Raw genomic sequence first — 25,371 nt, 5'->3', positions numbered from 1 at the left:
CCGACACGCGGGCGGCCGGCACGTCGCTTGCGGCGGAATGCGCCGCCGGACTTCAAGACGAGATCAGGTCGAGATAGGCCTGGAAGGTCTTCGAGTGGTTGTTCTTGTACCACTCGGCGTTGATCTTTGCCTGCATCGCGGCGTTCGAGGGATCGGCAGGGTTCATGGCGCGCTGGTCTTGCGGGACCATGCTTTGTGCGGCCGGATTGGCCGGGCCGTTGCCCATCGCTGCCAGAAGCTTGATCTGACCCTCAGGCTGCTGCATCGACGCAATCGCCACGAACGCTTCCTTGCCGGCGGGGTTGCCTTTCGGCACGACCCAGAGGCCTGGCTGCAACAGGCCATCCTTGAAGGTATAGTCGACGCGCCCTTGAGTCTCGCGGCGCAGGATGTTGCCGCGGGTGTGCCAGAGCAAGCCCATCACGCATTCGCCGTCGCGCATCAAGCTTTGGCTTTCGGAGCCGCTGCTCCAGAACAGCAAGTCCTTCCGGATCGTGGCGATCTTCGCGAAGGCGCGCTTGACATCGAGCGGGTAGAGCTTGTCGAGCGGAACGCCGTCGGCGAGCAGCGCGAATTCCAGCATCCCTTGCGAGTCTTTGCGCATCATGCGCCGCCCCGGATACTTCTTCGTGTCGAAGAAGTCGGCCACCGTCGGCTGCTCCTTGATCTTGCTCTTGTCCCAGGCGAGAATCGTGCTGAACATGTAGTTCACGACGCCCTCGTCGTAGGCGAATTCCGGCAGGACCTTGGATTTGTCGACGATGCTGTAGTCGATCTTCTCCAGAGCCTTATGCGGCCCGAGCTCGGCGAGGGTGGTGATGCCCGCATCGCAGATATCCCAGGTGACATGCCCGGACTGGACCATCGTGAGGATCTTGCCGTTGAGCGCACCGCTGCCGTCGAGCACCATGCGGCCGCCTTGCGCGGCGAACGGTTTGACGAAGGCTTCGTCGAAAGCCTTTATCGCGTCACCGCCGAAGTTTACGACGACCACTTCCTTGCGGGCCTGCGCCTGAGCGGCCCGGCTGCCGGCCGCGAGAGCTGCGGGCGCGATGCCGAGCGCCAGCGCGGCGCGCAGCATGTCGCGACGAGAAAGGCCGTCGCGCCCGAGTTCGGATGCGACCTCAAGACAATCTTCGGCAAAGCTCTGTTTTTCCATGATGGTTCCCCTTTATTGTTGATGGCATTTTGCAGATGGCCGGGACCTAGCTTTCGGCAACCTGCATTCCTGCACGCGAGTCCCACCCGAGGGACAGCGTCTGGCCGATTGCAGGCGAAGATCCTGCATTCCAGGTCGGAACTGCGACGGCGATCGGTCCGAAATTTTGCGTTTCGACAACGAGCCGAAACTCTGAACCGAAGTAGTTCCACTCTGTCACCTTGCCGGTGAGGGTGTTGGCGGGATTATCGCCCGATCCTGAAATCGAGATTTTCTCGGGTCGCAGCGCGATGGCGATATCGCTGCCGACAGGGGGCACCGGGCCGCGGGCGCTCTGCGTGAAGCGCTCCTGGCCGTTGGCAAAGATGAAGCCGTCGGCCACGTGCGACTCGACCCGGCCGCGCAGGAAATTGCTCTTCCCGAGGAAGTCGGCAACGAATGTCGTCCTTGGCTGTTCGTAGACCTCCGTCGGGGAGCCATGCTGAATAAGCCTGCCGTCGCGCATGACCGCGATCCTGTCCGACATGGAGAGGGCCTCATCTTGGTCGTGAGTCACGTAAATGAACGTGAGACCGACCTTACGATGGAGGCGCTTCAATTCTTCCTGCAACTCGGCGCGAAGCTTCTTGTCGAGCGCGCTCAACGGCTCGTCGAGGAGCAGCAGGTGAGGGGTGAAAACCATGGCGCGCGCCAGCGCCACGCGTTGCTGCTGGCCTCCGGAAAGCTGCCGCGGGAGGCGGTCCATCTGAGTGGTCAGTTGCACCAGATCGAGCGCCGCCTTGACCTTCTCTTCGATCTCGGCGCGCGGTTTCTTGCGCACCTTCAACGGGAAGGCGACGTTCTCGAAGACGGTCAGATGAGGAAAGAGCGCATAGCCTTGAAAAACCATCCCGAAATTGCGGGCCTCCGGGGGCAGATGCGCGATGGGGCGGGAATCGAGGAAGATGTTTCCTCTGTCCGGTTGCACAAAACCGGCAATCATCATCAGAAGAGTTGTCTTGCCGGAACCCGAAGGACCAAGCAATGTCAAGAATTCGCCACGCTGAACCGTGAGCGACAAGTCATCGACCGCCTTGAAGGATCCAAAAACCTTCGTTGCATTTTCGATGCTTAGATTGCGGCTCGGATCCGCTGTCCTCATTGTAGAGCCAGCCCCTCTGCTTTATTTGCTCCAGTCCGGCGAACTCTTGGGAAGCCCGATGGGACGAGCGAAGGAGATACCGGCGTATATCTGAAGTCAAGTGCAAATTAGAAGTCGACTATAAAAAGCAACATCACTAGAATCGGAGGGAACATGTCGGACGTCTGGAGATCGCCGTGGCGGGCCTGAGGGGATTGAACAAACAGCTCCGCATCGAGCAGGTCCTCAATGCGGCCTCGGAACTCTTTGCCACGCAAGGCTATGAGGCGACGCATATCGAGGACATTGCGCGGGCCGCGCGCGTGTCACCGGGGACGATCTACAATTACTTTTTGACGAAGGCGAACATCCTGACGGCGCTGGCGGTCAGGCATGCCCGGCAATCGCTCCCGGCGCGGCGCGCACTGATCCGAAACCCGCCGGACGATCCGCTCGCCGCCGTCCAGGCTTTCGAGAAGCTCTTGGCCGATCAGGCCCTGAATACCCTCGGCCGGGAATGCTGGCGCGTGATCTTCGCTGCTCCTTATTCCCAGCCGGCAAGCCGGTTGCATCGGGCCGGGATCGTCTTCAACCGATTGATCCTCAGGCACTATGTCCAGATGCTGGCGGGCTTCCAGGATCGCGGCGCGATTGACGCGAAGGTGGAGATCAAGGAGTTGGCGGATCTGTTCACGGCGATCGGCACGCATCACTTCGGGCAATTCATTTCCAGCAACGCAATGACCGTCGAGGAGTTGAAGTCGGCAATCGAGAAGCATGTCTCGCTGATTTTCTCCGGGCTCCTCTCGCAGTCGCAAAAACCCGCGCGGAGGAACGGCACCCGCGCCGCGGTGATATCTCTCCCGCGCGGGGTAGCCTCCAAGCGAAAGCGTTGAGGCGCGCGTAGAAGAGCTACCGCCCGCTGGTCACCAGGTGGTCGACACGATCCGTCCAGAACGGGATGTCGTCGGTGCGCGGTGTCCAACTTCCGGTCGCAATCAGGCCCTCGATATGAGCCGCGATCTCGCGCATGGGAGCAAACCAAACGTCGCCCTTGGCCACCATATGCTCGATCAAGCGCACGATAGCGTCCGCGCGCGCCAAGCGTCCGGAAACGAACGGATGCCACACGGAAATCCAGAGGCCGCCATGAGTCCAGGCTCCGTCGAATTCCGCCTGGAAAACTTCCATCGCCCGTTGCGGAGACTGGATCGGCATCTGGCAGCCGAATTCCGGCATGTTCACGTACTGGATCCAGTCGTCGAGCGCGACATCCGAGGGGAGTTCCAGCAATGTTCCCCGCTTGGAGCGAAGGATGTAGGGCACGTCATCGCCCATGAGGGACGCATCGTAAGCGAAGCCCCGCTCGATCAAGAGATCCACCGTGTGCTCCGACAGGGCATAGGCGGGCGCGCGGTATCCGACGGGTCGCTCGCCGACGATTTTGTCGAAGGATTGCAGCGCCCGGTCGAGAACGCGTTCCTCGGCGTCGCGCGAGAGCGTATTGGGACGCTCGTGCAACCAGCCGTGATGCCCGATCTCATGACCTGCCGCGACGAGAGCCTCAACCGCATGGGGATAGGTCTCGATCGACCAACCCGGAATGAAAATCGTCTGGCGAAGATTGAAATGCTTCCAGATCTCGATGAGACGCGGGATCGCGACGAAAGGCCCGTACCGGAGAGCCGACGAGGTGGCGAGCCGGGATGCGGCGGCGTCGCGATGGTGAATGTGCAACAGGGACTCGACATCCATGTCGAACGAGAAGCAAACCGCACATCGTGCGCCGTTCGGCCAGGGTGGTGGATTGGCGATGAGAGACCGAAACATCATGAATTTGCCCTGTGTGTCTTCGTTCAGAGTTCAGTCCAGCACACACGAGCTCTCGATCGCGGCGGCGTGCAGGACGCTCGGTCATGTCCGCGTCGCGGCGATCTCGTGGTTTAGGAAGGCGCGTACTTTCGCGATCTCGATGCCGTGCGCAACGAAGCTCTGTCCGATTCCGCGAGCGAGGATGAAGGTGAGCGCGCCGGCTTTCACCTTCTTGTCCTGCGCCATCCCGTCGAGCAGTTCATCCACCGTGCCAAATCCGCCGGGTACATCCTGCAAACGGGTCGGCAAACCAACGGTAACGAGGTGACGTTCGACGCGCGTTGCGTCGTCGGCCGAGCAGAGCCCGAGAAAGGCCGAGAAACGGAAGGCGAGGCACATGCCGATGGCGACACCCTCGCCATGCACGAGCCGGGCCGAATCATATCGCGTGATTCGCTCGAGTGCGTGGCCGAAGGTGTGGCCGAGATTGAGGAGGGCCCGATCCCCTTCCTCGCGCTCGTCCCGCACCACGACCGCAGCCTTTGCGCGGCAGCTTTGAGCCACAGCTTCGTTGCGCTCGGGGCCGCCTGCGAACACGCCTTGCCAGTTGGCCTCGCACCAATCGAAGAAACCCGCATCGTCGATGAGGCCGTATTTGACCACCTCGGCGTAGCCGGCCCGCATCTCGCGGATAGGCAACGTGTCGAGCAGCGCGGTGTCGGCCAGGACGAGGCTCGGTTGATGGAAGGCGCCCACGAGATTCTTGCCGTGACGGGAATTGATGCCGGTCTTGCCGCCGACGGATGAGTCGACCTGGGATAGCAGGCTCGTCGGGACCTGGACAAACCGGACGCCTCGTCGCGCTACCGCGGCGGCGAACCCCGCCAGGTCGCCGACCACGCCGCCACCCAGCGCGATCACCAGATCACCGCGTTCGATGCGCGCTTCGAGCACGGCATCGCAAACCGTCTCAAGCGACGCATAGGATTTCGTCGCCTCGCCGGGCGCGACCGTGATGATGGATGCGCGCAATCCCCGCTGCTGCAAGGCGTCGGCCAATGCGCCTCCATAGAGCGCCCCCACATTGCTGTCGGTGACGATGGCGGCTGCGCGGGCGCCAAGCGCTGCAATGCGCGCGCCAGCCTCGCCGAGGAGGCCGCGTCCCACGAAAATGTCGTAGGCACGATCGCCGAGGGGCACGTGAACCGTGATGACAGGCGCGTCCGGCGCCCGAGCCGCTGCAATGGTCACGCGTTCGAACTCCGTGGTTGTTCAAGCCAGCGAGCGAGGGCATCGATGATATCGATCACGACACGATCGTGGGGGGCCTCGTGGGAATCGACCGTCAGATCCGCCGTGGCATAAACCGGGTGACGCGTCGCGATGAGCTGCCGCATCGTGCCTTCAGGATCGGGCGTCTGCAGCAGGGGTCGGGTGGCGCGTTTGCGCACCCGGCGCATGAGCACATCGAGATCGGCCCGAAGCCACACGGAGATGCCGTGCTGGGCAATCTGCAGCCGGGTCTCGTGGTTCATGAAGGCGCCGCCGCCGGTTGCCAGGACCATGGGTCCCTCCTGCAGCAGGCGAGCGATCACGCGGCGCTCGCCGTCGCGAAAATGGGCTTCGCCGTGAATGGCGAATATGTCGGCGATCGACATGCCGGCCGCGGTCTCGATCTCGTGATCGGCGTCGCGAAACAGCAAGCCGAGCTTCTGCGCCAGCCTGCGGCCCACGGTACTCTTTCCCGCACCCATGAGGCCGACGAGCACAAGGGATCGGGTGCCAAGGCGGGTCCTGATCGGGTCGCCGCCACGGCTGTCGTTATCCTGCTCGCCAGCTTCATCGAGCGGATTGAAGCGGCTGATATCGTTCATGGGACTGTCCTAACATGGAGGCGCGTTTCTGTCACAGAGGCTTGTGTTCGACATCGGCACCCGGCTTAGGACTTGCCTTGGCGGCGCATGCATGGTTGTAGCGAACAAAGCTTCACGAGGCGCCCGTGCCGACTTTATTCCGGTTCCTGTTGGTTGTTGCCGTTCTGGCCGCTCTCGGCTTCGCGGCGGTCTTTTCGCTGGCCACGATGGTCGATCCGGACCCGCGCGAGATTTCAACCCCTATTCCCGGCCACCGCCTGCCGTCGCCTTCGAGCCGATGAGGAGACGCATGTCATGACAGGCGCCCGGCACGCCGATTTGTTCATGGACATGCTCGCCTCCGAACGCGGGGCCTCGCGAAATACCCTCGACGCCTACCGCCGCGATCTCGAGGATTATCTCGATTACCTAACGGAACTCGGTGCCTCGCCCGACAAGGCCGACGCGGCGATGCTGCGAGGCTTCATGGGAAGCTTGGAGGAGAGGGGCCTGAAGGCGTCCTCGGCGGCGCGGCGATTGTCGGCGGTTCGTCAGTTCCACAAGTTTCTCTATGTGGAAGGCTATGCGCCGGTCGATCCGACGGCCGCGATCTCTGCCCCCAAACGGGGCCGGGTGCTGCCGAAAGTTCTGTCGGTCGATCAGGTTGATCGGCTTCTCCAGGTGGCTCAGGAAGCCGCAGTGCTGCCGAAAGCCTCGGCGCCTGAGCGCCTGCGTGCAGCGCGGATGGTCTGCCTGCTCGAACTTCTCTACGCGACAGGCCTTCGGGTTTCCGAGTTGATCGCGCTTCCCCGCAGTGCCGCGAGGACTCGCGAACGGTTTCTCGTGGTGCGCGGCAAGGGCGCCAAGGAACGTCTCGTTCCTCTGACAGAGGCGTCCCGTGACCGGGCGCGCGACTACCTGGCGCTTCTGGAGGAACAGGGAAAGGCAACGGGTCCGTGGCTGTTTCCCGCCGACAGTGAAAGCGGCCACCTCACGCGGCAGGCCTTTGCGCGCGACCTCAAGGCCGTTGCGTCAGCGGCCGGCCTGCGAGCCGATGCGGTGAGCCCGCACGTTCTGCGCCATGCCTTCGCAAGCCATCTGCTCCAGAATGGTGCGGATTTGCGCGTCGTGCAGGAATTACTCGGCCATTCCGACATTTCGACGACGCAGATCTACACCCACGTGCTCGACGAGCGCTTGAAAAGCATGGTGCGGGACCTCCATCCGATGGCAGACGGAAACAAATAGCCGGGGGCGCGATTTCAGCGCCGTTTCAAAAGAAACACGCCCTGTTCGCCGAGCATGTTCCAGGCCCACCATGGCAACGCCATGCGGACGGGTTTGCCGCCGGCATCAAGGGCCGCGGCCCGTTCCATCCGGGCGCCGACTTCCGCGCAGAGTTCGAGGAAGTCGCGGATGGTGCAGAAATGGATGTTGGGCGTGTCGTGCCACGAATACGGCATGTTGTCGGTCACCGGCATGCGGCCCTTGACCAGCAGGTCGAGGCGAACGCGCCAATGGCCGAAATTCGGAAACGACACGATCGCGCGGCGGCCGATGCGAAGGAGGTGCTCGAGCACCACCTTCGGCTGGCGGGTCGCCTGGATGGTCTGGGACAGGATGACGTAATCGAAGGCATCGTTCGGGTAGTCGGCGAGGTCGGTGTCGGCATCGCCCTGGATGACCGGCAATCCCTTGGCGAGGCACGCATTCACGCCTTCGCGGGAAATCTCGATGCCGCGCCCGTCAACGTTTTTTCGATCTCGCAGAAGCGCCAGGAGACTACCATCGCCGCACCCGACATCGAGCACGCGCGAGCCCGGCGCCACCATGTCGGCAAGCAGCAGGAAATCGAGGCGCGCCGGGGATATCTCGCTGTCCGGCAGGTTCATGAAAGACCCCTCGCGCGCGCCGCCGCGTCGATGAAGCCCCGCGCAGCGGAAAACATTTCCGGCTCGTCGAGCAGAAAGGCGTCATGGCCCTTGTCGCTCTCGATCTCGACGAAGCCTACGGAGGCCGCCGCCGCATTGAGCGCGTGCACGATGGCGCGCGAATCCGATGTCGGGAAAAGCCAGTCCGACGTGAATGAAATCACGCAGAACCGCGTCGCCGAACCCTTGAAGACACGGGCGAGAATGCCATCGTGCTCGGCCGCCAGATCGAAATAATCCATCGCCTTCGTCACGTAGAGATACGAATTGGCGTCGAAGCGTTCGACGAATTGCAGCCCCTGGTATCGCAGGTAGCTCTCGATCTGGAAGTCGGCGTCGAACGAAAACGTCGGAGCGCTGCGATCCTGGAAGTTCCGGCCGAATTTCCGGTGCAGAGCCAGTTCGGACAGATAGGTGATGTGGGCGCCCATCCGGGCGACGCCGAGGCCCTTGGAGGGGCGGGTGCCCTCATTCAGATAATTGCCCCCGCGCCAATCGGGATCTGCCATGATGGCCTGCCGGCCGACCTCGTGAAACGCGATGTTCTGCGCCGAATGCCGAGCCGCCGCGGCGATGGGCAGGGCTGAAAACACCCGGTCGGGATAGCTCGCGGCCCATTGCAGGACCTGCATGCCGCCCATGGACCCGCCGAGCACGCAAAACAGGCTCGCGATCCCCAGCCGGTCGATCAGCGCGGCCTGCGCCCGCACCATGTCGCGGATGGTCAGGACCGGAAAGTCGAGATTGTAGGGGTGGCCGGTCGCCGGGTTGATCGTCGCCGGGCCGGTGCTACCGGAGCAGCCGCCGATCACGTTGGCGCAGATGACGAAGAAACGATCGGTGTCGACCGGCTTGCCAGGTCCCACCATGGTGGTCCACCAGCCCGGTTTGCCCGTCACCGGGCTCACATTCGCCACGTGCTGATCGCCCGTGAGCGCATGGCAGATCAGGACGGCGTTGGACTTGGCGGTGTTGAGGGTGCCGTAGGTCTGGTAGGCGATCTGCCATGGTGCCAGCGCCATGCCGGCATCCATCACGAGCGGCTCATCGGCACCGAAACGTGCGACAGGACTCGACGGATCGTCGATCTGGCTGCGCGGTTCAAGGAACGAAGGGCTCTGAGACATCTGATCCGACGAACGAGTTCGGTCTTTCGAACAGCGGTAGTGCGGACCGGGCGGGAGGTCAACGAACATAAAGCCTCACGGCACCGGCAGACGACGGCCCGCAATCAGGGCTTGGCAGGCTTCTCCGACGCTGCGAAAAGAACGCCGCACGTGAGGAATGTCGCCTATGTCCGACAAGACACCCGCCGCCCCGCCCGCTCCGGCTCTCGCGGAACTGCGCCAGGAGATCGATCGCCTCGACGAGGGGATGCACCGCCTTCTCATGGAGCGCGGCCGGATCATCGATCGGCTGATTTCGGTCAAGAAGACCGGCGCTTCCGGTTCGGCCTTCCGGCCCGGCCGCGAGGCGTCGATGATGCGGGCGCTCGCCGAGCGCCATGAGGGCCTTCTGCCCCTCGACACCGTCGAGGGCATCTGGCGCGTCATCATCGCCACCTTCACCTATGTGCAGGCGCCGTATGCGGTACACGCGGACATCTCGGGCGGCGACGGGCCGATGCGCGATTCAGCGCGCTTCCATTTCGGGTTCACGGTGCCGTTCCTGAGCCACCCGAGTGCCGCCGCCGTGATCGACGCGGTCGCGGCCTCACGCGGCGATCTCGGCATCTTCCGGCTCGATCAGGGGGCGTCCAGCGGGGCGTGGTGGCGGATCCTCACCGAGCCCGACAGCCCCAAGATCATCGCGCGGCTGCCCTTCATCGAACGGCCCGGCCATCCGGCCGGCACCCCGGTTTTCGTGATTTCCAAACCGCTCGCCGACGCTGCGGTGCGGGATGTGGTGCTGTACGCGGCGCAGTTCGAACGCTGGCACAAGGGCGCCGGCGAAACGCTGAGGCGCCTCGGCGGCGAAGTGGTGGCGAGTGCCGCCGATGCCAGTGGACTCTCCGAACTGATCGCCATTCCGGGTGCGGTGGACGCCAAGGCGCTCCGGGCGGCCCTCATGGATGCGGGCGCCAGCCTCGACGAACTCGTCGAGGTTGGGGGCCATGCCGAACGTTTCCGGGTGAAATGAGCGCCAAGCTGCGCTAGATCACGATGCCCTAAGTTGCAGCATGATGTCGTCCGAAACCGCTACACACTTTTCGGCATCATGCGCTAGAGCCTTTCTGGCCACTCAAGAACTTTGCAGGAAACACTGATGGTTGCCCGTCCCGAACCCCGCCCCGGCATCATGCAGATCGAGGCCTATGTGCCCGGCAAGAGCGCTGCGTCGGGGGTGGCCAAGATCCACAAGCTGTCGTCGAACGAAACCCCGCTCGGGCCCTCCCCGAAGGCCATCGAGGCGATCCGGTCGTTCGAGCATCTGGAGCTTTACCCCGATGGATCGGCAACCCGCCTGCGCGAGGCGATCGCCGCCAAATACGGCCTCGATCCGGCTCGCATCCTATGCGGATCGGGCTCGGACGAGCTCTTGTCGTTGATCACCAGCACCTATGTGGGCGCCGGCGACGAGGGGATTTTCTCCGAACACGGATTCCTCGTCTATCGCATCGCGATCCTCGCCAATGGCGGCGTGCCGGTGGTGGCCAACGAGACCAATTACAGGGCCGACGTGGACGCCATGCTGGCGAAGGTGACGCCGAGGACCAAAATCGTCTTCCTGGCCAATCCCAACAACCCGACCGGAACCTACCTGCCGTTCGACGAGGTCAAGCGCCTGCATGCCGGCCTGCCGTCGCACGTGGTTCTCGTTCTCGACGCAGCCTACGCCGAATATGTCCGCCGCAACGATTACGAGGCGGGCCTCGAACTCGTCGCGACCGCGGATAACGTGGTGATGACGCGCACCTTCTCGAAAATCTACGGCCTCGCCAATATCCGCCTCGGCTGGATGGTCGGTCCCTCCCACATCGTCGATGCGGTCAACCGCGTGCGCGGTCCCTTCAACGTCAATGGACCCGCGATGGCAGCCGGGATCGCGGCGATCCAGGACGACGCTCATGTGGCGAACGCGGTGGTCCATAATGAGAAATGGCTCGCGTGGCTTACCCGCGAAATCGAGGCGCTCGGCCTCGAGGTGACGCCGAGCGTCGGCAATTTCCTGCTCATCCATTTCCCCAAGGATGCCGGCAGAACCGCCAAGGACGCCGACGCCTTCCTGACGGAACGCGGCCTCATTCTGCGCAGGGTCGATGCTTACGGGCTTTCCGGTGCATTGCGCCTGACGATCGGCAGCGAGGAAGCAAACCGGCTCGTCGTGGCGGCGTTGCGCGACTTCCTGAAAGGCGTGTGATGCCAAACCGTCTTGGTCCGCCGCTGGAAACCCCGCTCTTCGATCGCATCGCGCTGATCGGGCTGGGGCTGATCGGCTCATCCATCGCGCGTGCCGTGCGGCACCGCAACCTCGCCCGCACCATCGTGGCCATCGATCGCGACGACGCAACCTTGGCGCGCGTGCGCGAACTTCGGATTGCCGACGAGGTCACGTCGGACCTTGCGGCCGGGGTGCGCGGCGCCGATCTGGTGATCCTGTGCGTGCCCGTCGGCGCCTGCGAGACGGTGGCGAAGACGATGAAGGCGAGCTTGAAAGCCGGCGCCATCGTGTCCGATGTCGGCTCGGTCAAGGCCTCGGTGATCGCGCAGGTTCAGCCGCATCTACCGGACGGCGTATCGTTCGTGCCGGCGCATCCGGTGGCTGGGACCGAATATTCCGGGCCTGATGCGGGCTTTGCCACGCTGTTCCTCAAACGCTGGTGCATCCTCACGCCCCCCGAGGGGACGGACGAGGCGGCAATCGAGCGCATGCGCGATTTCTGGTCGGCGCTGGGCTCGGACGTCGAGGTGATGACCGCCCAGCACCATGACCTCGTGCTCGCCATTACCAGCCATGTGCCGCATCTCATCGCCTACAACATCGTCGGCACCGCCGCCGATCTCGAGACAGTGACGCAATCGGAAGTGATCAAGTTCTCGGCCGGTGGTTTTCGCGACTTCACGCGCATCGCGGCCTCCGATCCGACCATGTGGCGCGACGTCTTCCTTCACAACAAGGAGGCGGTTCTCGAAATGCTGGCGCGTCTCAACGAGGATATCGCGTTGCTGGCCCGGGCGATCCGCTGGGGTGAAGGCGACAAGCTGCACGATCTCTTCACGCGCACCCGGGCAATCCGTCGCGGCATCATTTCGCAAGGGCAGGAAACGCCGGAGCCAGATTTCGGCCGCCGGCGCGAAGATCCATAGGATCGGCTCAATAGAGCGGCGCGAACCTGACCCCGGGAACCACGAAAGGTCCCATGGCGAGCTTGCCGTTGTCCAATCGCAGCGGCGGCAGCGCGACGAGACTTGGTTGAGCCGCCGGCGCATCGCCGCGGGGCGCTTGGCCGAACAGGGCGCCCAGCAGGGCTCCGCCAAGGCGGCCCCCCACCACATTGCCGAGAAGTCCATCAAGCCCGGCCGCCGAGACCGTGAGTTGACCGGTCGGCCTGCGCAGGTCGTCGAGGCGGATGTCGCCCTTCGCTTCGGCGCGGCGCGCGCCCTTGGCAACCGACAGCATGATCACTTCAAGCGTCCCGCCGGCTATGCGCCAGCGTTCGAGCTCCTGATCGACCGGGCGGGCGCGGAAACCCTCGGCCTGCGTCACGGTCGCGTCGAGCGAGATGTCGGCAGGTTCCGCACCGCCGACGAGACGGTCGAGAACCGGGATCTGCGCCTCCGTGACCGAAAGCGCCACGTCATAGGCCTTGTCGGCGACCCGCGCCGGATCGGGGCGCACATGGATTTCCAGGTGGCGGCTGTTGCTGACGACGGCATCCTGGCCCAGTCCGGTCATGATGAAACGCGGCGCATCCGCGACGAGGGAGAACCGGTGCAGTCCGCGCGACGACGCGTGGATGCTGCTCTGCAGCAGGTCCCAGGAGCCTTCAAGGGTGGCGCGACCGTCGGAGACCCGAAGCGGGCCCGCGATTTCGGTGATGACGAAGGCGGGCTGGTAGACCTGCGACATGGAGGTGACACGCCCCAGGGACGCGGTGACCGGACCCTGCTTGAGGGTGAGCGAGCCGCAGGCCACCACGATGCGGAAGGGATAGCCGCCGATCTGGCGATCAGCGCATGCCCATTGCCGGCCTGCCCGCGTCTCGGTGGCAAGCCAGGCATCGAGGGAGTCGATCGCCCGGCCGCGGACCATCCACCACGCAACGCTCCAGGCGATGGCCACCAGCACAAGCAGGATGAAAGGCGTGTAGAGCCAGAAACGGCTGTTGCGGCGCTTGTAGGTCGTCGCGACCTCATCCATCCAGACTCTCCTGTTGTGTCGTCTCTTGGTAACTGCTAGCGCCCGATCCAGGCAAGGACAGGGCACGACCGAGGGGCAAGTCGCAGGACATGGAGCAGGGAGACGGCGATTTGTGGGTCTTTGGCTACGGCTCGCTCATGTGGCGGCCGGGCTTTCCTTATGTCGAGCGCAGCCACGCGCAACTCCATGGTTATCACCGCGCGCTCTGCATCCTGTCGCATGTGCACCGTGGCACGCCCGAAAAGCCCGGCCTCGTGCTCGGCCTCGATCGCGGTGGGCGTTGTCACGGCGTCGCGTTCCGCATCGCGGCTGTCGAGGCCGAGGCGACCATTCATTATCTGCGCGAAAGAGAGCAGGCGACGTCCGTTTATCTGGAGCGGCGTCTTTCCGTCCGGCTTCCTGATGGCCGTACCGTGCGCGCGCTATCCTACATCGCGGATCGGAAACACGCGCAGTATGCGGGCCGGCTCGATTTCGACGAGGTGTTGCGCCTGGTGCGCAGGGGTGTGGGCATTTCGGGCCAGAACCCGGATTATGTCCGCTCGACTTATGAGCATCTTCTCGGCATGGGCGTGGTGGATCCGCTGTTGCGGCGGATCACCGAGGTCCTGGCTGCTCCTGAGCCCTAACAGGCCGCCCTGTTGTCGTCCTGGTTCAGATCGGTAATGACGGCGCGGCGTTCCCGATCGTCATAGGCGAGCCGGTGCACATGCATTTCCGTGGCGCCGAGATGTTGAACCTTTGCAAGCCAGCCCGTCCGCGCCTCGTCGCCGGTTCGCGGCCCCACCGTGGTCATGTCGACGACGCTTGATGCCCCGCCGGCATCCCGCCTGACCGCGAGGATCACCGCGTCAGTGACCTCCATCAGTTCCGCGGCGCTAAGGGAATGCACGCCGACGATATAGCGCCGTCCGGATCGCCCGCGCCACGAACTCAAGGCCGGCGATGAACGAAGGCCCGCCGTGGCCCGCAACCGTTCCTCACGCACGCCAGCCCTCCGCGTTCGCTCGTTGCGGAGATCCCGCATCGCCATGGACCAAGACATGATTCGTTTGTTCGTCATTTGTTCCAAGGTAGGAATCGACGAACCGGGCGTCAAGAGCCGGCGCAGAGGCTTTGCCGGATCAGGCGGCGGAGGAATCGGGCGCGGTGCTGCCGGCGATCCGCGCGAGTTCGCTATGGCCCTCTGCCAAGAGCCGGTCGGAGGCGGTCTCGATCCGATCCTGCATTTCCTTGAAGAAGGCGTTGCGTGGCATGCCGGGCGGGATCACCTCGAGAATTTCGACGATGATCGTGCCGGGTCGGCGCAGGAATTTCCGGCGCGACCAGAAGAGGCCGGAATTGAGCGCGATGGGAAGGCAGGGCGCACCAAGGTGCTGATAAAGATGGCCAATCCCAAATTTGTAGGCCGGCGGTGCGCCCGCGGGCCGGCGCGTCCCTTCGGGGAAAATGAGGATCTGACGTCCCTTCTGGATCTCGCCCTTGGCTCGCGCCATCATCTGCAGGAGGGCCTGCGCCCCGCCCTTGCGGTTCACCGGAACCGAGCCGCCCTTCCACGTGTACCAGCCGAAAAACGGCAGCCACATCAGCTCTCGCTTGAGGATGAAGGCCGGGTCCTGAAACAAGGTCAGGAGCGCGAAAGTCTCCCAGACGGATTGGTGCTTTGATGCCACCAGAAGCCCGCCGGGCGGAATGCGCTCGAGGCCGCGGAACTCCACCTTGGTGCCGGCAATGACCCGCATGAGCCACATGGACGACCACGCCCAGAACTTCGCTCCGCGCATGAAAACGCGCCGCGGCAGCGGAAGGGCCGGCAGCAGGACGATCATCCAGAAGGCGAGGTTCAGATAGAACGCGATGTTGAACAGCAGGGAGCGGAGAATGAGCATGGTTCTTGATAAAAAAAGCGGGGCCTCATGCCCCGCGCCGGGTTTACTCTAAAGCATTCTCAGGAAAAGTGGACACCGGTTTTCCGTCCGGGAATGCGGCTCTTGAAGCATTCCCAGGAAAAGCGGACAGCGGTTTTCGGCTTGCTATTCCGCCACCGCGTGCTGGATCGGGCTTCCCATGATCTGGGCCACGGGCGAATCTTCCGGGTCTTCCTCGAACTGCGTGCGCAGCCAAACCGCGAGGAATTTGAGGTATTCGGAGAACAGCACGCGCGCGGTCGCCGGATTGTGCCACCACTCGTGCGGGTCGATGGTCGCGGCGACCGGATAGGGGATCTTCTGCATGTTCGGCAGGGCGTGGTTCAATTCCACCAGCGTGCGCGGCATGTGATAGTTCGACGTCACCACGATGAGGGCAGAGAAGTGGTTGCGCTCGGCCCAGCGACGGGTCTCGATGGCGTTGCCGATGGTATTGCGGGCCCGGTAATCCAGATCCACGCAGCATTCGAACAGCCGCCGCTGGCCCGGATTGAGCCGTGAGATCTCGTCGCGGCTGGTCTTTTCGTTGACGCCCGAAATCAGGAGGCGCTTGGCATAGCCCTGCGCCAGCAGGTCGATGGCATCCCCGATCCGTTGTGCTCCGCCGGTCATCGCCACGATGCCGTCCGCGCGGGTTTCCGGTTTCTGCTCGAAGCGATCGAGGCTGTAGACGAACACCAGGAAACCCAGAAAACCGATGACCAGGGAGGTCAGAAAGCCATAGAAACCACAGACCAGCATGTGCCGGATCATTGACCGCCTCATCGGAAGAACAGGCGATCCGGGCATCGTCCAGCCCCAACCCACGGCCTCTCTGCTGTCTGTGGCGCCGAAAATCGCCAGATTCTGCGTTTGCGAGGTCATCACTGCGGAAGATACTGCAAAATGAGGCACTGGAGAGGCAACCCCCTATCTGCATCCATCCTCAGCCATTACCGTTAAGAAATCGTCTCACGGTGAGCCGCGACACGATTCCGGTCACCAGCGCGACGACGAGCGCGATCAGAACGACCACCCCGTAGCCGCGCCACGAGATGCTGAAGGCACCGAACAGGGCCTCGATCTGGTCCCCTGTCGGGCTGGCCCGCCAGGATTTCGCCACCAGTCCCAAAATCGTCGTGAGAAGAAGCGCCGCCCCGGCCCCCGCCACGCTGCCGCGCAGGCCGAGATTGAAGAACCGGCGCTGGAACTCCTTGGCGATGAAGTCGTCGTTGGCACCCACAAAATGCAGCACGTCGACCACCTCGCGGTTACCCGCCATGGCGCCGCGGGTGGCGAAGGTCACGGCGAGGCCTGCCGCCACGAGCACCAGGGTAACGAGGACGACGCCGACTCCGATGATGGTGTTGGCCATGGTGGAGAGACGCGATACCCAAAGCGCATGATCGTCGAGGGTCGCGCCAGGGACCTGATCCTTGAGGGATTGCCGCAGCGGCGCAAAATCCGGCCGGGCTTCCTCCGCGAGCTTGATGACGATGAGGCGCGGGACGGGCAGGTCGTTGAAGTCGAGGCCGGTGCCGAGCCATGGCTCGAGCAGGCGCTCGGATTGCTGCTTGGTAAAGGGTTGCGCGCTCTCGACCCCCTTCGTCTGCCGGGCAAGTGCGACGGCACGGTCCACGTCGGCTTCGATCGAGCGTTGCGCATTGGGCCGAACCTGGATCGTCACCTCGCGGGCGATATCCGACCGCCATTGGGCCGAACTGGTGGCCACGAGCTCGGCCCCGCCGGCACAGAGCGCCGCCAGAAAGGTCAGAATGGCGATGACCGCCGCGAGAGCCTGGCCGCCGGCCGAGTCGACCGGAACGAGCGGCGCGTTGCGGCGAAGCGAGGTCGGCAAGGGTCGCTTCGCAGCCGCCGGTGCGGGTTTGTGGCGCGGCGCAATGCGCCTTTTGACCATACGGCTCATTCGTCGATGTGCAGCCGACCGTCGCCAAGCACGAGGCGGCGGACGTCGAGCTGGTCCATGAGGCTGAAGTCGTGGGTGGCGATGACCACCGAGGTTCCGAGCCGGTTGAGTTCGATGAAGAGGCGCAGCAGGCGTCGGGCAAGCGAAGGGTCGACGTTGCCGGTCGGCTCGTCGGCGAGCAGCAGGTCGGGCCGCACGATCAACGCCCGCGCAATGGCGGCGCGCTGCTTCTCGCCGCCCGACAGGACCGGCGGCAGCACGTGCATCCGGTCGCCGAGGCCAACCCAGCGCAGCAATTCCACCACCTCCGCCCGATAGGTCGCCTCCTCCTTGCCCTGCACCCGCAACGGCAGCGCCACGTTCTCATAGGTGGTGAGGTGGTCGAGCAGGCGGAAATCCTGGAACACGACGCCCATCCGGCGGCGCAGGCCGGTCAGGTTGTCCTTGGAGATGTCCGAGACGTCTTCGCCGAAGATCGAGATGAGGCCCCGGGTCGGTCGAACCGACATCAAGATCAACCGCAGCAGCGTCGTTTTGCCGGCGCCGGAGGGGCCGGTGAGAAACTGGAAGGAATTTGCCTCGATGGCGAATGTCAGATCGCGCAGGACCTCGGGCCCCATGCCGTAGCGCACGCCCACATTCTCGAGCTGCACGACCGGTGCGCCACCATAATCGTCAATGTCGTAGTCCGCTCTCACGCGCCGCGAGCCATCCTCTACGGGTTGAAATAAGGCGCCGCCAGATGCGTCGCCCGTGTGCGATTCGCCCGTTTATGGCGTATCCGCCTTAACAATCCGGTCATCATTCAGGCCGGCGGCGGCCGCGATGCTAGCGGATCTCCGCCGCCGGATGAACTGCTCTTGCGTGCTCTTGCGCGACTTTAAAGCCGCAGGGCCAGATGTCCGTTTGACTTCACTCGCGGGCCATGGTCGTGAATGAGACCTGTTTTCGCGGGCCGCGCTTCAGGTGGGCCCTCATTCTCTGGACGGACCGACGATGGCTGCCTCTCCCCGTATCCGTGTACTCTTCGACGAAAAGACGATCGCCAACCGCATCGAGGATCTGGCCCAGGATATTGCACGCGCGAAGCCCGAAAACCTGCTCGTCGTCGCGATCCTGAAGGGAAGCTTCATGTATGCGGCTGACCTGATCCGCGCGCTGCACCGGGCGGGGCTCGAGCCGCAGGTCGAATTCGTTCATCTTTCGAGCTATCTCGACGGCACGGTATCGTCCGGGCAGGTTGCGATCCTGCGGGACGTGGAAAGCGACGTGCGCGACCGCGACGTGCTGCTCGTCGACGATATTCTCGAATCCGGCCGCACCATCACCTTCGCCAAGGACCTGCTGATGGCGCGCGGCGCCAGGCGGGTCTTGACCACGGTTCTTCTCGAAAAGCCCGGCAAACGCGCGGTGTCCATCGAGGCGGAATTCGTCGGCTTCACCTGCCCCGATGTCTTCGTCGTGGGTTACGGCATGGACGTGTCGCATTCCTATCGCCAGCTGCCGTATGTGGGCGTTGTCGATCATCTCGACAGCGCGCCGGACCTGTTCGACCAACCCTGATCATCGGTCGAGGCGCCGCCTTCCACGGCCGATATAGATCGTTTCGCACCCGGAGATTCCCATGCCCTCATCGCCCCTACAATGGTCGAAGCGCAGTCTCACGGCGCAGGCCATGGGTCACGTGGATCCGGTCACGAAAGGCGTGGTGATGCCGATCCATGTCTCCACGACCTATATCCGCGACGAGGACAACGCCTATTCGTCGGGTTTCATCTACGGCCGCCCCGACAATGCCACGACGCGCGAGGCGGAGGGCGTGCTGGCGATGCTGGAGGACGCGGACGCGGGAGCGCTGCTGTTCTCATCCGGAATGGCGGCCGCCACGGCGGTGTTCCAGGCGCTGAACCCCGGCGATCATGTGGTGGCCTCGAAGGTCATGTACTGGGCTCTGCGCCACTGGCTCATGAGCGAGGCGACGCGCTGGGGGTTGAGCGTCGATTTCGTCGAAACGGACGACCTCGACGCGTTGCGCCGGGCGATCCTTCCAGGCCGGACCAAACTCGTCTGGGTCGAGACGCCCTCGAACCCGCTCTGGACGATCACCGACATCGCGGGCGCGGCCGAGATCGCCCATGCGGCGGGCGCTCGTCTGGCGGTCGATTCGACCACCGCTTCGCCCTTCCATACGCGGCCCTTGTCGCTTGGTGCCGACATTGTCATGCACGCCGCGACGAAGGTGCTGAATGGCCATTCGGACGTGGTGGCGGGCGTGCTCGCCGGCGCCAAGGCGGACGAGTTCTGGGGTCAGGTCGTCACCATCCGCAAAGGGCAGGGCGCGATCCTCGGGCCGTTCGAGGCCTATCTGCTGATGCGCGGTCTGCGCACGCTGCATCTGCGGGCCGGCGCTCAAGCCAGGAGCGCCATGGATCTCGCCGAGCGTCTATCCGCTCACCCCAAGATTGCCCGCGTGCTCTATCCCGGCCTGCCCCAGCATCCCGGCCACGATGTGGCGGCGCGGCAGATGGAGAACGGCTTCGGCTACATGCTGTCGGTGCAGGTGTCTGACGGGGAGGCTGCCGCCATTCGCACGGCGGCGCGGGTGCGGTTGTGGAAACGCGCCACCTCGCTTGGCGGCGTCGAAAGCCTGATCGAGCACCGGGCCTCGATCGAGGGTCCGGGCACGCCATGCCCGCCGGATCTGCTTCGGCTGTCGACGGGGATCGAGGATGTCGAGGACCTTTTCGGGGATCTCGACGCGGCTCTGCGCTCCGCTTAAGCGGCGACAATTGCGCTTGTCATAAAACTCGCGATGTTCTCTGTTATGCGAACGCTGTTTCATAAGAGGGACCACCAGCATGACGACCAAATTCACCCGCCGCCGGATCCTCCAAACAGGTGTGGCGGCTGCAGCCCTCACGGCCGTGCCGCAGGTCGGATGGGCTGCCGATCCGGTCGTCAAGCTGCGCATCCTGGAGACCACCGATCTCCACGTGAACATCCTGCCTTACGACTATTATCGCGATGCCGCCGACGACACGGTCGGTCTTGCGCGCACCGCCGCCATCGTCAAGGCAGCGCGTTCCGAGGCGAAGAACAGCCTGCTGTTCGATAACGGCGACCTCATTCAGGGCTCGCCCCTGGGCGATTTCGTCGCCTATCGCCGCGGCATGAAAAAGGGTGATGTCCACCCCATGGTCGCGGCCATGAACACGCTCGATTACGATTGCGGCACCCTCGGCAACCACGAATTCAATTACGGCCTCGACTTTCTGCAGAACTCCCTCGGAGCGGCGAAATTCCCGCTGGTTTGCGCCAACGTCATCAAGGCCGATGGCACGACCCTGCAAAAGCCCTGGCTCGTTCTCGACCGCGACGTCGTCGATGAGGCGGGCGCGACGCACAAGCTGAAGGTCGGCGTGATCGGCTTCCTGCCGCCCCAGATCGTCCAGTGGGACAAGGGGCATCTCGACGGCAAGGCCACCACGATCGATATCGTCGATGCGGCCGAGAAGCATGTTCCGGACATGAAGAAGGCCGGCGCCGACATCGTCGTGGCGCTCTGCCATTCGGGCATCGCGGGCGGGGACCGCAAGGGCGGCGAGGAGAACGCTGCTTTGCATCTCGCGAAGGTGGACGGGATCGACGTGATCCTCACCGGCCACCAGCACCTCACGTTCCCTGGCGGCAAGGAATTCAGCAACATTCCGGGCGTCGATGCGAAAGCCGGCACGCTGCATGGCAAGCCCGCCGTCATGGCGGGATTCTGGGGCAGCCATCTGGGGCAGGTCGATCTCGACCTGACGAAGGACGGCAGCCGCTGGAAGGTTGCGGGCTTCAAGACCGAAGCGCGTCCCATCTACGATCGCGTCGACCGCAAGGTCGTGCCGAAGGTCGCATCCGAGGCCGCGGTGATCGCCGCCGTACAGGCCGATCATGACGCCACGTTGAAATATGTGCGCGAGCCGGTCGGCACCACCGCGGTGCCGATCCATTCCTATTATTCGCTGGTTGCCGACGACGCGTCCGTCAAACTGGTGGCCGAGGCGCAGGCCTGGTACGTGGCCGATCTTCTCAAGACCACGCCGCATAAGGATCTGCCGCTGCTCTCCGCCGCCGCGCCCTTCAAGGCCGGCGGACGGGGTGGACCGAATTACTTCACGGAGATCAAGAAGGGCCCGCTCGCCATCAAGGACATGGCCGATATCTACATTTATCCGAACACCATTCGCGCCGTGAAAGTGACCGGCGCGCAGGTTCGCGAATGGCTCGAACGGTCGGCTGGAATCTACAACCAGATCGATGTGGCCAAGGGCGGCGAACAGGACATCATCAACGCCAAGTTCCCGGCCTATAATTTCGACGTCATCGCGGGCGTGCAGTACAAGATCGACCCGACCCAAGCCTCGCGTTACGACAATGACGGCAAGCTGGTTGCCCCGGACGCGCACCGCATCAAAGACCTGACCTATAACGGCAAGGCGGTTGCGGACGATCAGGTGTTTGTCGTCGCGACCAACAATTACCGCGCTGGCGGCGGCGGCAACTTTCCCGGCGCCGACGGCACCACGATCATTCTCGATGCGCCCGATCTCACCCGCGACGCCATCATGCGTTTCATTATCGAGCGCAAGGAAGTGTCGCCGAAGGCCGATGGTTCGTGGGCGCTCGTGACGCCGCCCGCAAACGTCACCGCAACATTCCTCACCGGCCCGAACGCCGCCGGCTATCAGCCGTCGGGCATCAAGGTCGAGAAGATGGGCGATGCGCCCGAAGGTTTCGTGAAATACCGCATCGTGGCTTGAGATCGGCACAGCGGAAAGGCAGCGACGGCCGGGCATCTCCCCGGCCGTTTTCTATTCGCCTCTACGGGGCGGCAACACCATCGGCGTCTCGATCTGCTCCGGCGCCGGCCCGAGCAGAGGACGCCTGCGTTTTGCCAGCATGATGGTGCCGTTCAGTTCGCCTCCGAACAGAAAGATCGCCCCGAGCGTATAGAGGAACACCAGCGCCACCATGGCGGTCGCGAGGCCCCCATAGGTGGAGGCGTAGGCGCCGGGATAGAACTCGAGATACCACCCGAATCCCAAGCCCCCAAGCAGCCACAGGAACAACGTCATGAGGACGCCCGGAAGGATCGACCCCCAGCTGCGACGGCCGGAGGGCACGTATTTGTAGGCGATCAACAGGCCGAACACGATGACGATCGTGGCAATGCCGATGCGCAGGAAGTCGATCAGACCGTCGAGGAATTGAAGCGCCGGAACCCAATGCAGCACGGCGCGCCACACGAACGGTCCGAGCACCACCAGAACGGCGAGCACGAGCATGACAAATGCACCGCCGATGACAAAGGCGATGGATTCAAGCCGCGTCACCCACCATGCGCGGGTCTCCCGGACCCCGTAGGCGCGGTTCAGCCCCAGGCGCAGAGCCTCCACGGCGCTGGAGGAGAAATACAGCGCAAGCACGAGACCCAGCGTCAGCACGTCACTCCGCCGCCCGGTCAAGATGGTGTGGATTTCGCCGGCGATGGGCTCGGCAACTTCCCGCGGCCATGCCTCCAAAATGAGGTCGGTCGCTTCATCGGCGAGCGAGCCGGCGCCGAACAGGCCCGCCAGGGCCGTCATCAGAATGAGGAACGGAAACAGCGAGGTCAGGACCGAGAGCGCGATATGGCTGGCGATCGCCCAGGCGTCGTGCACCAGAAAGCGGTTGATGGCGATCGAGAAGATTTCCAGCGTAAGGCGCAGGCGATTGAACAAGCAGGTCTCCGGCTCTGGACATGGCGAGCATGGTTCCAGACAAGTGAGCGAAGGGCCCCCGCTGTCAACCCACAGGGACTTCGATGAAATGCGGGCCGGAGCTTGCCGCGACAGGCGCGCGGGCGCCAAAAGCCTGTTAGGAAACGCAAGCTCCGGGGCTTTTCCCGATCACGCTCTCATCGGCATCCCATGACGTCCAATCTGCTCGCCCGTGTCGCTCCGCCTCTCTTCGTGCTCATCTGGGCGACGGGGTTCATCGTCGCGCGGATCGTGGCGCCGCACGCCGAGCCTCTGACATTCCTGCTGGTGCGCTATGTGCTGGCAATCGCCGTCCTGGTCGTGATCGTGATGCTCGCGCGGGTGCGGTGGCCACGGGACGCGCGAACCTGGCGCAACAGTCTAATTGCCGGAATCCTGCTGCACGGCTTCTATCTCGGCGGTGTGTTCTGGGCGGTCAAGCACGGGCTGCCGGCCGGCATCACGGCGCTCGTTGCGGGCCTGCAGCCGCTGGTGACCGGTCTGCTGGCGATGCCGCTGCTCGGCGAGCGAGTCTCGCCACGGCGATGGTTCGGCATCGGACTTGGATTTCTCGGCGCCGTGCTGGTCATCCTGCCGAAATTGGGTGTCGGCGCCCCGCCGGTGGCGCTCGGCGTCGCGGTGCTGGCCATGCTCTCCATCACCCTTGGCACCATCTGGCAGAAGCGCACGGCCGGCGCGCTCGACATGCGGGTCAATGCGGTCATCCAGTATCTGGGGGCCGCCGCCGTCACGGCCCCGGTCGTCCTGCTCACCGAGAGCGGCCACATGGACCTGTCATGGGCCTTGCTCGGTGGGCTCGCCTGGGCGGTGTTCGGGCTGTCGATCGGTGCGATCGGGCTGTTGCTCTATCTTATCCGCCACGGCGCGGTGACGGGCGTTGCGACCCTGCTTTATCTGGTTCCGCCGGTTGCGGCCGTCATGGCCTATCTGTTGTTCGGCGAGACATTGTCATGGGTCCAGATTGTCGGAATGGCTTGCGCGGCGCTCGGCGTTGCGATCGCCAGTCGCAGCTGAGACAAGCAAAAGCTCCAGAACCCGCCTGGAGCCTTTGAGGCCCGCTCTATTTGGTGATCTTGACCGATACCGGGTCGCTTGCGGGGAAGCTCTCCTCGTTGGCCTCATCGAGCTTGCGATCAAGACTCTCCTTCGAGTTCTCGGGGAGGGTCTTGTCCTTTTTCTCCTGCTTGATGTTCTGTTTTTCAACACGCTTCTTGTTATCTTGCATAAGGCATCTCCGTTGCGGCCCACTAAGGTCCGTTGCAACCCGTCAACGCCTCACAGGCGATCCCGATCCCTCGGATATGAAAACGGCGCGCCTTGGGAGCGCGCCGCTTTGGCTGTTCGAACGCCTTGAGCCCCTTACCGAGGCTGGCCTTGCTGGGTGTAGTTGTAATAATCGAATGGTAGTTCGGCGATCCGGAACCACGTGTATTCCTTCTCGCGGAAGGCATTCCACGATTCGTACATCTTCTTGAATTTCTCATTCGATGCCGCGATCTCGCCGTAGAGCTTGAACGCCTCCTTGTGGCTCGCATCGAGAACGTCCTTCGGAAACGCCCGCAATTGCGCGCCCTGGCTGACGAGGCGTCGCACCGCTTCGGCGTTCTCGGCATCGTATTTCATGATGCAGGTTGCGTTCGCCTCCGCGCAGGCGGCTTCGAGGATCGCCTTGTAGTTCGCCGGCAACGCGTTCCACTTTTCAAGGTTCACATAAAGCGAGGGCTGCGCCGACCCTTCCCAGAAGCCGGGATAGTAGTAATATTTCGCAACCTTCACGAAGCCGAGCTTCTCGTCGTCATAAGGGCCTGAGAATTCCACCGCGTCGAGCGTGCCGCGTTCAAGCGCCGGATAGATGTCGCCGCCGGCAAGCACCTGCGGCACCACGCCGAGCCGCTGCATGATCTGCCCGCCCATGCCGGCGATGCGGAATTTGAGGCCCTTCAGGTCGTTGACGGTGTTGATCTCTTTCCGGAACCAGCCGCCCATCTGCGCGCCGGTCTGGCCGGCCGGAAAGGTCATGACGTTGTAGTCCTTGAGGAACTCCCGGATCAGCGGAAGGCCGCCGCCGAAATGCATCCATGCATTGTGCTGTCGCACGTTCAGGCCCCACGGAACCGAGGTCTCGAACATGAAGGTCGGGTCCTTGCCGATGTAATAGCTCGACAAGGTGTAGCCGCACTCGACCGTGCCGCTCTGCACCGCATCGAGAACCTGCAGGCCCTGGACGATCTCACCGGCGGCGAAGACCTGGATCTGGAATTTGTTGTCGGTCGCCTCGGCGACGCGCTTGGCGATCTGAACGCCGGCGCCGAAGAGCGTGTCGAGGCTCTTGGGGTAGCTCGATGGCATGCGCCAGCGGATCTCGGGCGAGGATTGCGCCAGGGCGGGCGAAGCCACACCTGCGGCGGCAGCCAGCCCCGCGCCCTTGAGAACCGTTCTTCTATCCATGGCTGTTTCCTCATCTCAATATCAGGCCGTTTCGGCTCGGCGCCGAATA

Annotated in this window: 26 protein-coding genes and 1 pseudogene; 11 read left to right on the top strand and 16 right to left on the bottom strand. The window is 63.8% G+C overall.

The features are described 5' to 3' along the window. Positions 1–52: 52 nt before the first annotated feature. Together FEZ63_RS19605 and FEZ63_RS19600 are read right to left on the bottom strand one after the other, a co-directional pair. Positions 53–1,159 carry an ABC transporter substrate-binding protein gene (locus FEZ63_RS19605; RefSeq protein ID WP_150947640.1) on the bottom strand — a complete coding sequence of 369 codons (1,107 nt, stop codon included), beginning with the start codon at positions 1,157–1,159 and terminating at the stop codon, positions 53–55. A 46-nt stretch (positions 1,160–1,205) separates the two neighbouring features. Next, positions 1,206–2,300: an ABC transporter ATP-binding protein gene (locus FEZ63_RS19600; protein WP_150947638.1), complete on the bottom strand. Its 1,095-nt coding sequence runs from the start codon at positions 2,298–2,300 to the stop codon at positions 1,206–1,208. A 176-nt stretch (positions 2,301–2,476) separates the two neighbouring features. On the opposite strand from FEZ63_RS19600, the gene FEZ63_RS19595 reads away from it, so the two are divergent. Beyond that, positions 2,477–3,175 (top strand): TetR/AcrR family transcriptional regulator, encoded by a 699-nt coding sequence (locus FEZ63_RS19595; RefSeq protein WP_162419791.1) that lies wholly within the window; start codon positions 2,477–2,479, stop codon positions 3,173–3,175. A gap of 16 nt (positions 3,176–3,191) precedes the next feature. Here FEZ63_RS19595 and FEZ63_RS19590 read toward each other — a convergent pair whose 3' ends face one another. From FEZ63_RS19590 to FEZ63_RS19580, 3 genes are all read right to left on the bottom strand, one after another. After that, on the bottom strand, positions 3,192–4,112 hold the full coding sequence (locus FEZ63_RS19590) for a polysaccharide deacetylase family protein (protein ID WP_244622897.1): 921 nt from the start codon (positions 4,110–4,112) through the stop codon (positions 3,192–3,194). A gap of 81 nt (positions 4,113–4,193) precedes the next feature. Beyond that, positions 4,194–5,342 carry a 3-dehydroquinate synthase gene (aroB, locus tag FEZ63_RS19585; protein ID WP_244622896.1) on the bottom strand — a complete coding sequence of 383 codons (1,149 nt, stop codon included), beginning with the start codon at positions 5,340–5,342 and terminating at the stop codon, positions 4,194–4,196. Beyond that, entirely contained in the window at positions 5,339–5,965 is a 627-nt protein-coding gene (locus FEZ63_RS19580; protein ID WP_150947634.1) for a shikimate kinase, read from the bottom strand. Before FEZ63_RS19580 ends, aroB begins: the two co-directional genes overlap by 4 nt. Before the next feature lie 125 nt (positions 5,966–6,090). Here FEZ63_RS19580 and FEZ63_RS19575 point away from each other — a divergent pair, with 125 nt between their 5' ends. Together FEZ63_RS19575 and FEZ63_RS19570 are read left to right on the top strand one after the other, a co-directional pair. After that, the gene (locus tag FEZ63_RS19575) at positions 6,091–6,246 is read left to right on the top strand and encodes a histidine kinase (protein WP_150947632.1); all 156 of its coding nucleotides are present in this window, start codon (positions 6,091–6,093) and stop codon (positions 6,244–6,246) included. A 13-nt stretch (positions 6,247–6,259) separates the two neighbouring features. Further along, positions 6,260–7,192 carry a site-specific tyrosine recombinase XerD gene (locus tag FEZ63_RS19570; RefSeq protein ID WP_150947630.1) on the top strand — a complete coding sequence of 311 codons (933 nt, stop codon included), beginning with the start codon at positions 6,260–6,262 and terminating at the stop codon, positions 7,190–7,192. A 14-nt stretch (positions 7,193–7,206) separates the two neighbouring features. On the opposite strand, the gene metW is transcribed toward FEZ63_RS19570, so the two are convergent. Together metW and metX are read right to left on the bottom strand one after the other, a co-directional pair. Further along, the gene (gene metW / locus FEZ63_RS19565) at positions 7,207–7,836 is read right to left on the bottom strand and encodes a methionine biosynthesis protein MetW (RefSeq protein WP_150947628.1); all 630 of its coding nucleotides are present in this window, start codon (positions 7,834–7,836) and stop codon (positions 7,207–7,209) included. Beyond that, complete coding sequence (gene metX / locus FEZ63_RS19560) at positions 7,833–9,002, bottom strand: homoserine O-acetyltransferase MetX (protein ID WP_150947626.1); 1,170 nt, start codon at positions 9,000–9,002, stop codon at positions 7,833–7,835. Before metX ends, metW begins: the two co-directional genes overlap by 4 nt. Positions 9,003–9,168: 166 nt before the next feature. Here metX and FEZ63_RS19555 point away from each other — a divergent pair, with 166 nt between their 5' ends. From FEZ63_RS19555 to FEZ63_RS19545, 3 genes are all read left to right on the top strand, one after another. Next, positions 9,169–10,014 (top strand): chorismate mutase, encoded by an 846-nt coding sequence (locus FEZ63_RS19555; RefSeq protein WP_150947624.1) that lies wholly within the window; start codon positions 9,169–9,171, stop codon positions 10,012–10,014. A 126-nt stretch (positions 10,015–10,140) separates the two neighbouring features. After that, a complete protein-coding gene (gene hisC / locus FEZ63_RS19550) occupies positions 10,141–11,235 on the top strand; it encodes a histidinol-phosphate transaminase (RefSeq protein ID WP_150947622.1) in 1,095 nt (364 codons plus the stop codon). Continuing rightward, positions 11,235–12,182 (top strand): prephenate/arogenate dehydrogenase family protein, encoded by a 948-nt coding sequence (locus FEZ63_RS19545; RefSeq protein ID WP_150947620.1) that lies wholly within the window; start codon positions 11,235–11,237, stop codon positions 12,180–12,182. The genes hisC and FEZ63_RS19545 overlap by 1 nt, the downstream gene beginning before the upstream one ends. A 7-nt stretch (positions 12,183–12,189) precedes the next feature. Here the strand turns inward: FEZ63_RS19545 and FEZ63_RS19540 are convergent, their stop codons facing one another. After that, complete coding sequence (locus tag FEZ63_RS19540) at positions 12,190–13,236, bottom strand: DUF2125 domain-containing protein (RefSeq protein ID WP_150947618.1); 1,047 nt, start codon at positions 13,234–13,236, stop codon at positions 12,190–12,192. Positions 13,237–13,325: 89 nt separating this feature from the next. Here FEZ63_RS19540 and FEZ63_RS19535 point away from each other — a divergent pair, with 89 nt between their 5' ends. After that, on the top strand, positions 13,326–13,865 hold the full coding sequence (locus tag FEZ63_RS19535) for a gamma-glutamylcyclotransferase (protein ID WP_150947617.1): 540 nt from the start codon (positions 13,326–13,328) through the stop codon (positions 13,863–13,865). On the opposite strand, the gene FEZ63_RS19530 is transcribed toward FEZ63_RS19535, so the two are convergent. From FEZ63_RS19530 to FEZ63_RS19510, 5 genes are all read right to left on the bottom strand, one after another. Further along, positions 13,862–14,224, bottom strand: a complete 363-nt coding sequence (locus tag FEZ63_RS19530; protein WP_338042239.1) for a hypothetical protein — start codon at positions 14,222–14,224, stop codon at positions 13,862–13,864. The two genes, FEZ63_RS19535 and FEZ63_RS19530, sit on opposite strands and share 4 nt — an antisense overlap. Positions 14,225–14,360: 136 nt before the next feature. Then, positions 14,361–15,125 carry a lysophospholipid acyltransferase family protein gene (locus FEZ63_RS19525; RefSeq protein WP_150947613.1) on the bottom strand — a complete coding sequence of 255 codons (765 nt, stop codon included), beginning with the start codon at positions 15,123–15,125 and terminating at the stop codon, positions 14,361–14,363. A gap of 144 nt (positions 15,126–15,269) precedes the next feature. Then, on the bottom strand, positions 15,270–16,028 hold the full coding sequence (locus FEZ63_RS19520; protein WP_150947610.1) for a YdcF family protein: 759 nt from the start codon (positions 16,026–16,028) through the stop codon (positions 15,270–15,272). Positions 16,029–16,089: 61 nt separating this feature from the next. Continuing rightward, on the bottom strand, positions 16,090–17,061 hold the full coding sequence (locus FEZ63_RS19515; RefSeq protein WP_150947609.1) for a cell division protein FtsX: 972 nt from the start codon (positions 17,059–17,061) through the stop codon (positions 16,090–16,092). A gap of 5 nt (positions 17,062–17,066) precedes the next feature. After that, positions 17,067–17,690: a cell division ATP-binding protein FtsE gene (locus FEZ63_RS19510; RefSeq protein WP_338042240.1), complete on the bottom strand. Its 624-nt coding sequence runs from the start codon at positions 17,688–17,690 to the stop codon at positions 17,067–17,069. Positions 17,691–18,066: 376 nt separating this feature from the next. Here FEZ63_RS19510 and FEZ63_RS19505 point away from each other — a divergent pair. The 3 genes and pseudogenes from FEZ63_RS19505 to FEZ63_RS19495 form a co-directional block, all read left to right on the top strand. After that, a pseudogene (locus FEZ63_RS19505) lies at positions 18,067–18,531 on the top strand (phosphoribosyltransferase); the annotation flags it as partial. A gap of 163 nt (positions 18,532–18,694) precedes the next feature. Then, positions 18,695–19,849, top strand: coding sequence for a trans-sulfuration enzyme family protein (locus FEZ63_RS19500; RefSeq protein ID WP_150947607.1), 1,155 nt, complete (start codon positions 18,695–18,697; stop codon positions 19,847–19,849). Positions 19,850–19,928: 79 nt separating this feature from the next. Beyond that, entirely contained in the window at positions 19,929–21,875 is a 1,947-nt protein-coding gene (locus FEZ63_RS19495; RefSeq protein ID WP_150947606.1) for a bifunctional 2',3'-cyclic-nucleotide 2'-phosphodiesterase/3'-nucleotidase, read from the top strand. A 51-nt stretch (positions 21,876–21,926) separates the two neighbouring features. Here the strand turns inward: FEZ63_RS19495 and FEZ63_RS19490 are convergent, their stop codons facing one another. Next, entirely contained in the window at positions 21,927–22,835 is a 909-nt protein-coding gene (locus FEZ63_RS19490) for a YihY/virulence factor BrkB family protein (RefSeq protein WP_150947605.1), read from the bottom strand. 189 nt (positions 22,836–23,024) lie between these two features. On the opposite strand from FEZ63_RS19490, the gene FEZ63_RS19485 reads away from it, so the two are divergent. Then, positions 23,025–23,888: a DMT family transporter gene (locus tag FEZ63_RS19485; protein WP_150947603.1), complete on the top strand. Its 864-nt coding sequence runs from the start codon at positions 23,025–23,027 to the stop codon at positions 23,886–23,888. 46 nt (positions 23,889–23,934) lie between these two features. On the opposite strand, the gene FEZ63_RS25235 is transcribed toward FEZ63_RS19485, so the two are convergent. Further along, positions 23,935–24,099: a hypothetical protein gene (locus FEZ63_RS25235; RefSeq protein WP_201274213.1), complete on the bottom strand. Its 165-nt coding sequence runs from the start codon at positions 24,097–24,099 to the stop codon at positions 23,935–23,937. A gap of 134 nt (positions 24,100–24,233) precedes the next feature. Next, positions 24,234–25,322 carry a TRAP transporter substrate-binding protein gene (locus FEZ63_RS19480; RefSeq protein WP_150947602.1) on the bottom strand — a complete coding sequence of 363 codons (1,089 nt, stop codon included), beginning with the start codon at positions 25,320–25,322 and terminating at the stop codon, positions 24,234–24,236. Between the last annotated feature and the right edge of the window lie 49 nt (positions 25,323–25,371).

The organism is Microvirga brassicacearum, from assembly GCF_008757455.1.
Classification (GTDB): Bacteria; Pseudomonadota; Alphaproteobacteria; order Rhizobiales; family Beijerinckiaceae; genus Microvirga; species Microvirga brassicacearum.
The sequence above is the reverse complement of the archived record's forward strand: the minus strand, read 5'-3'. Positions and strand labels throughout refer to the sequence as shown.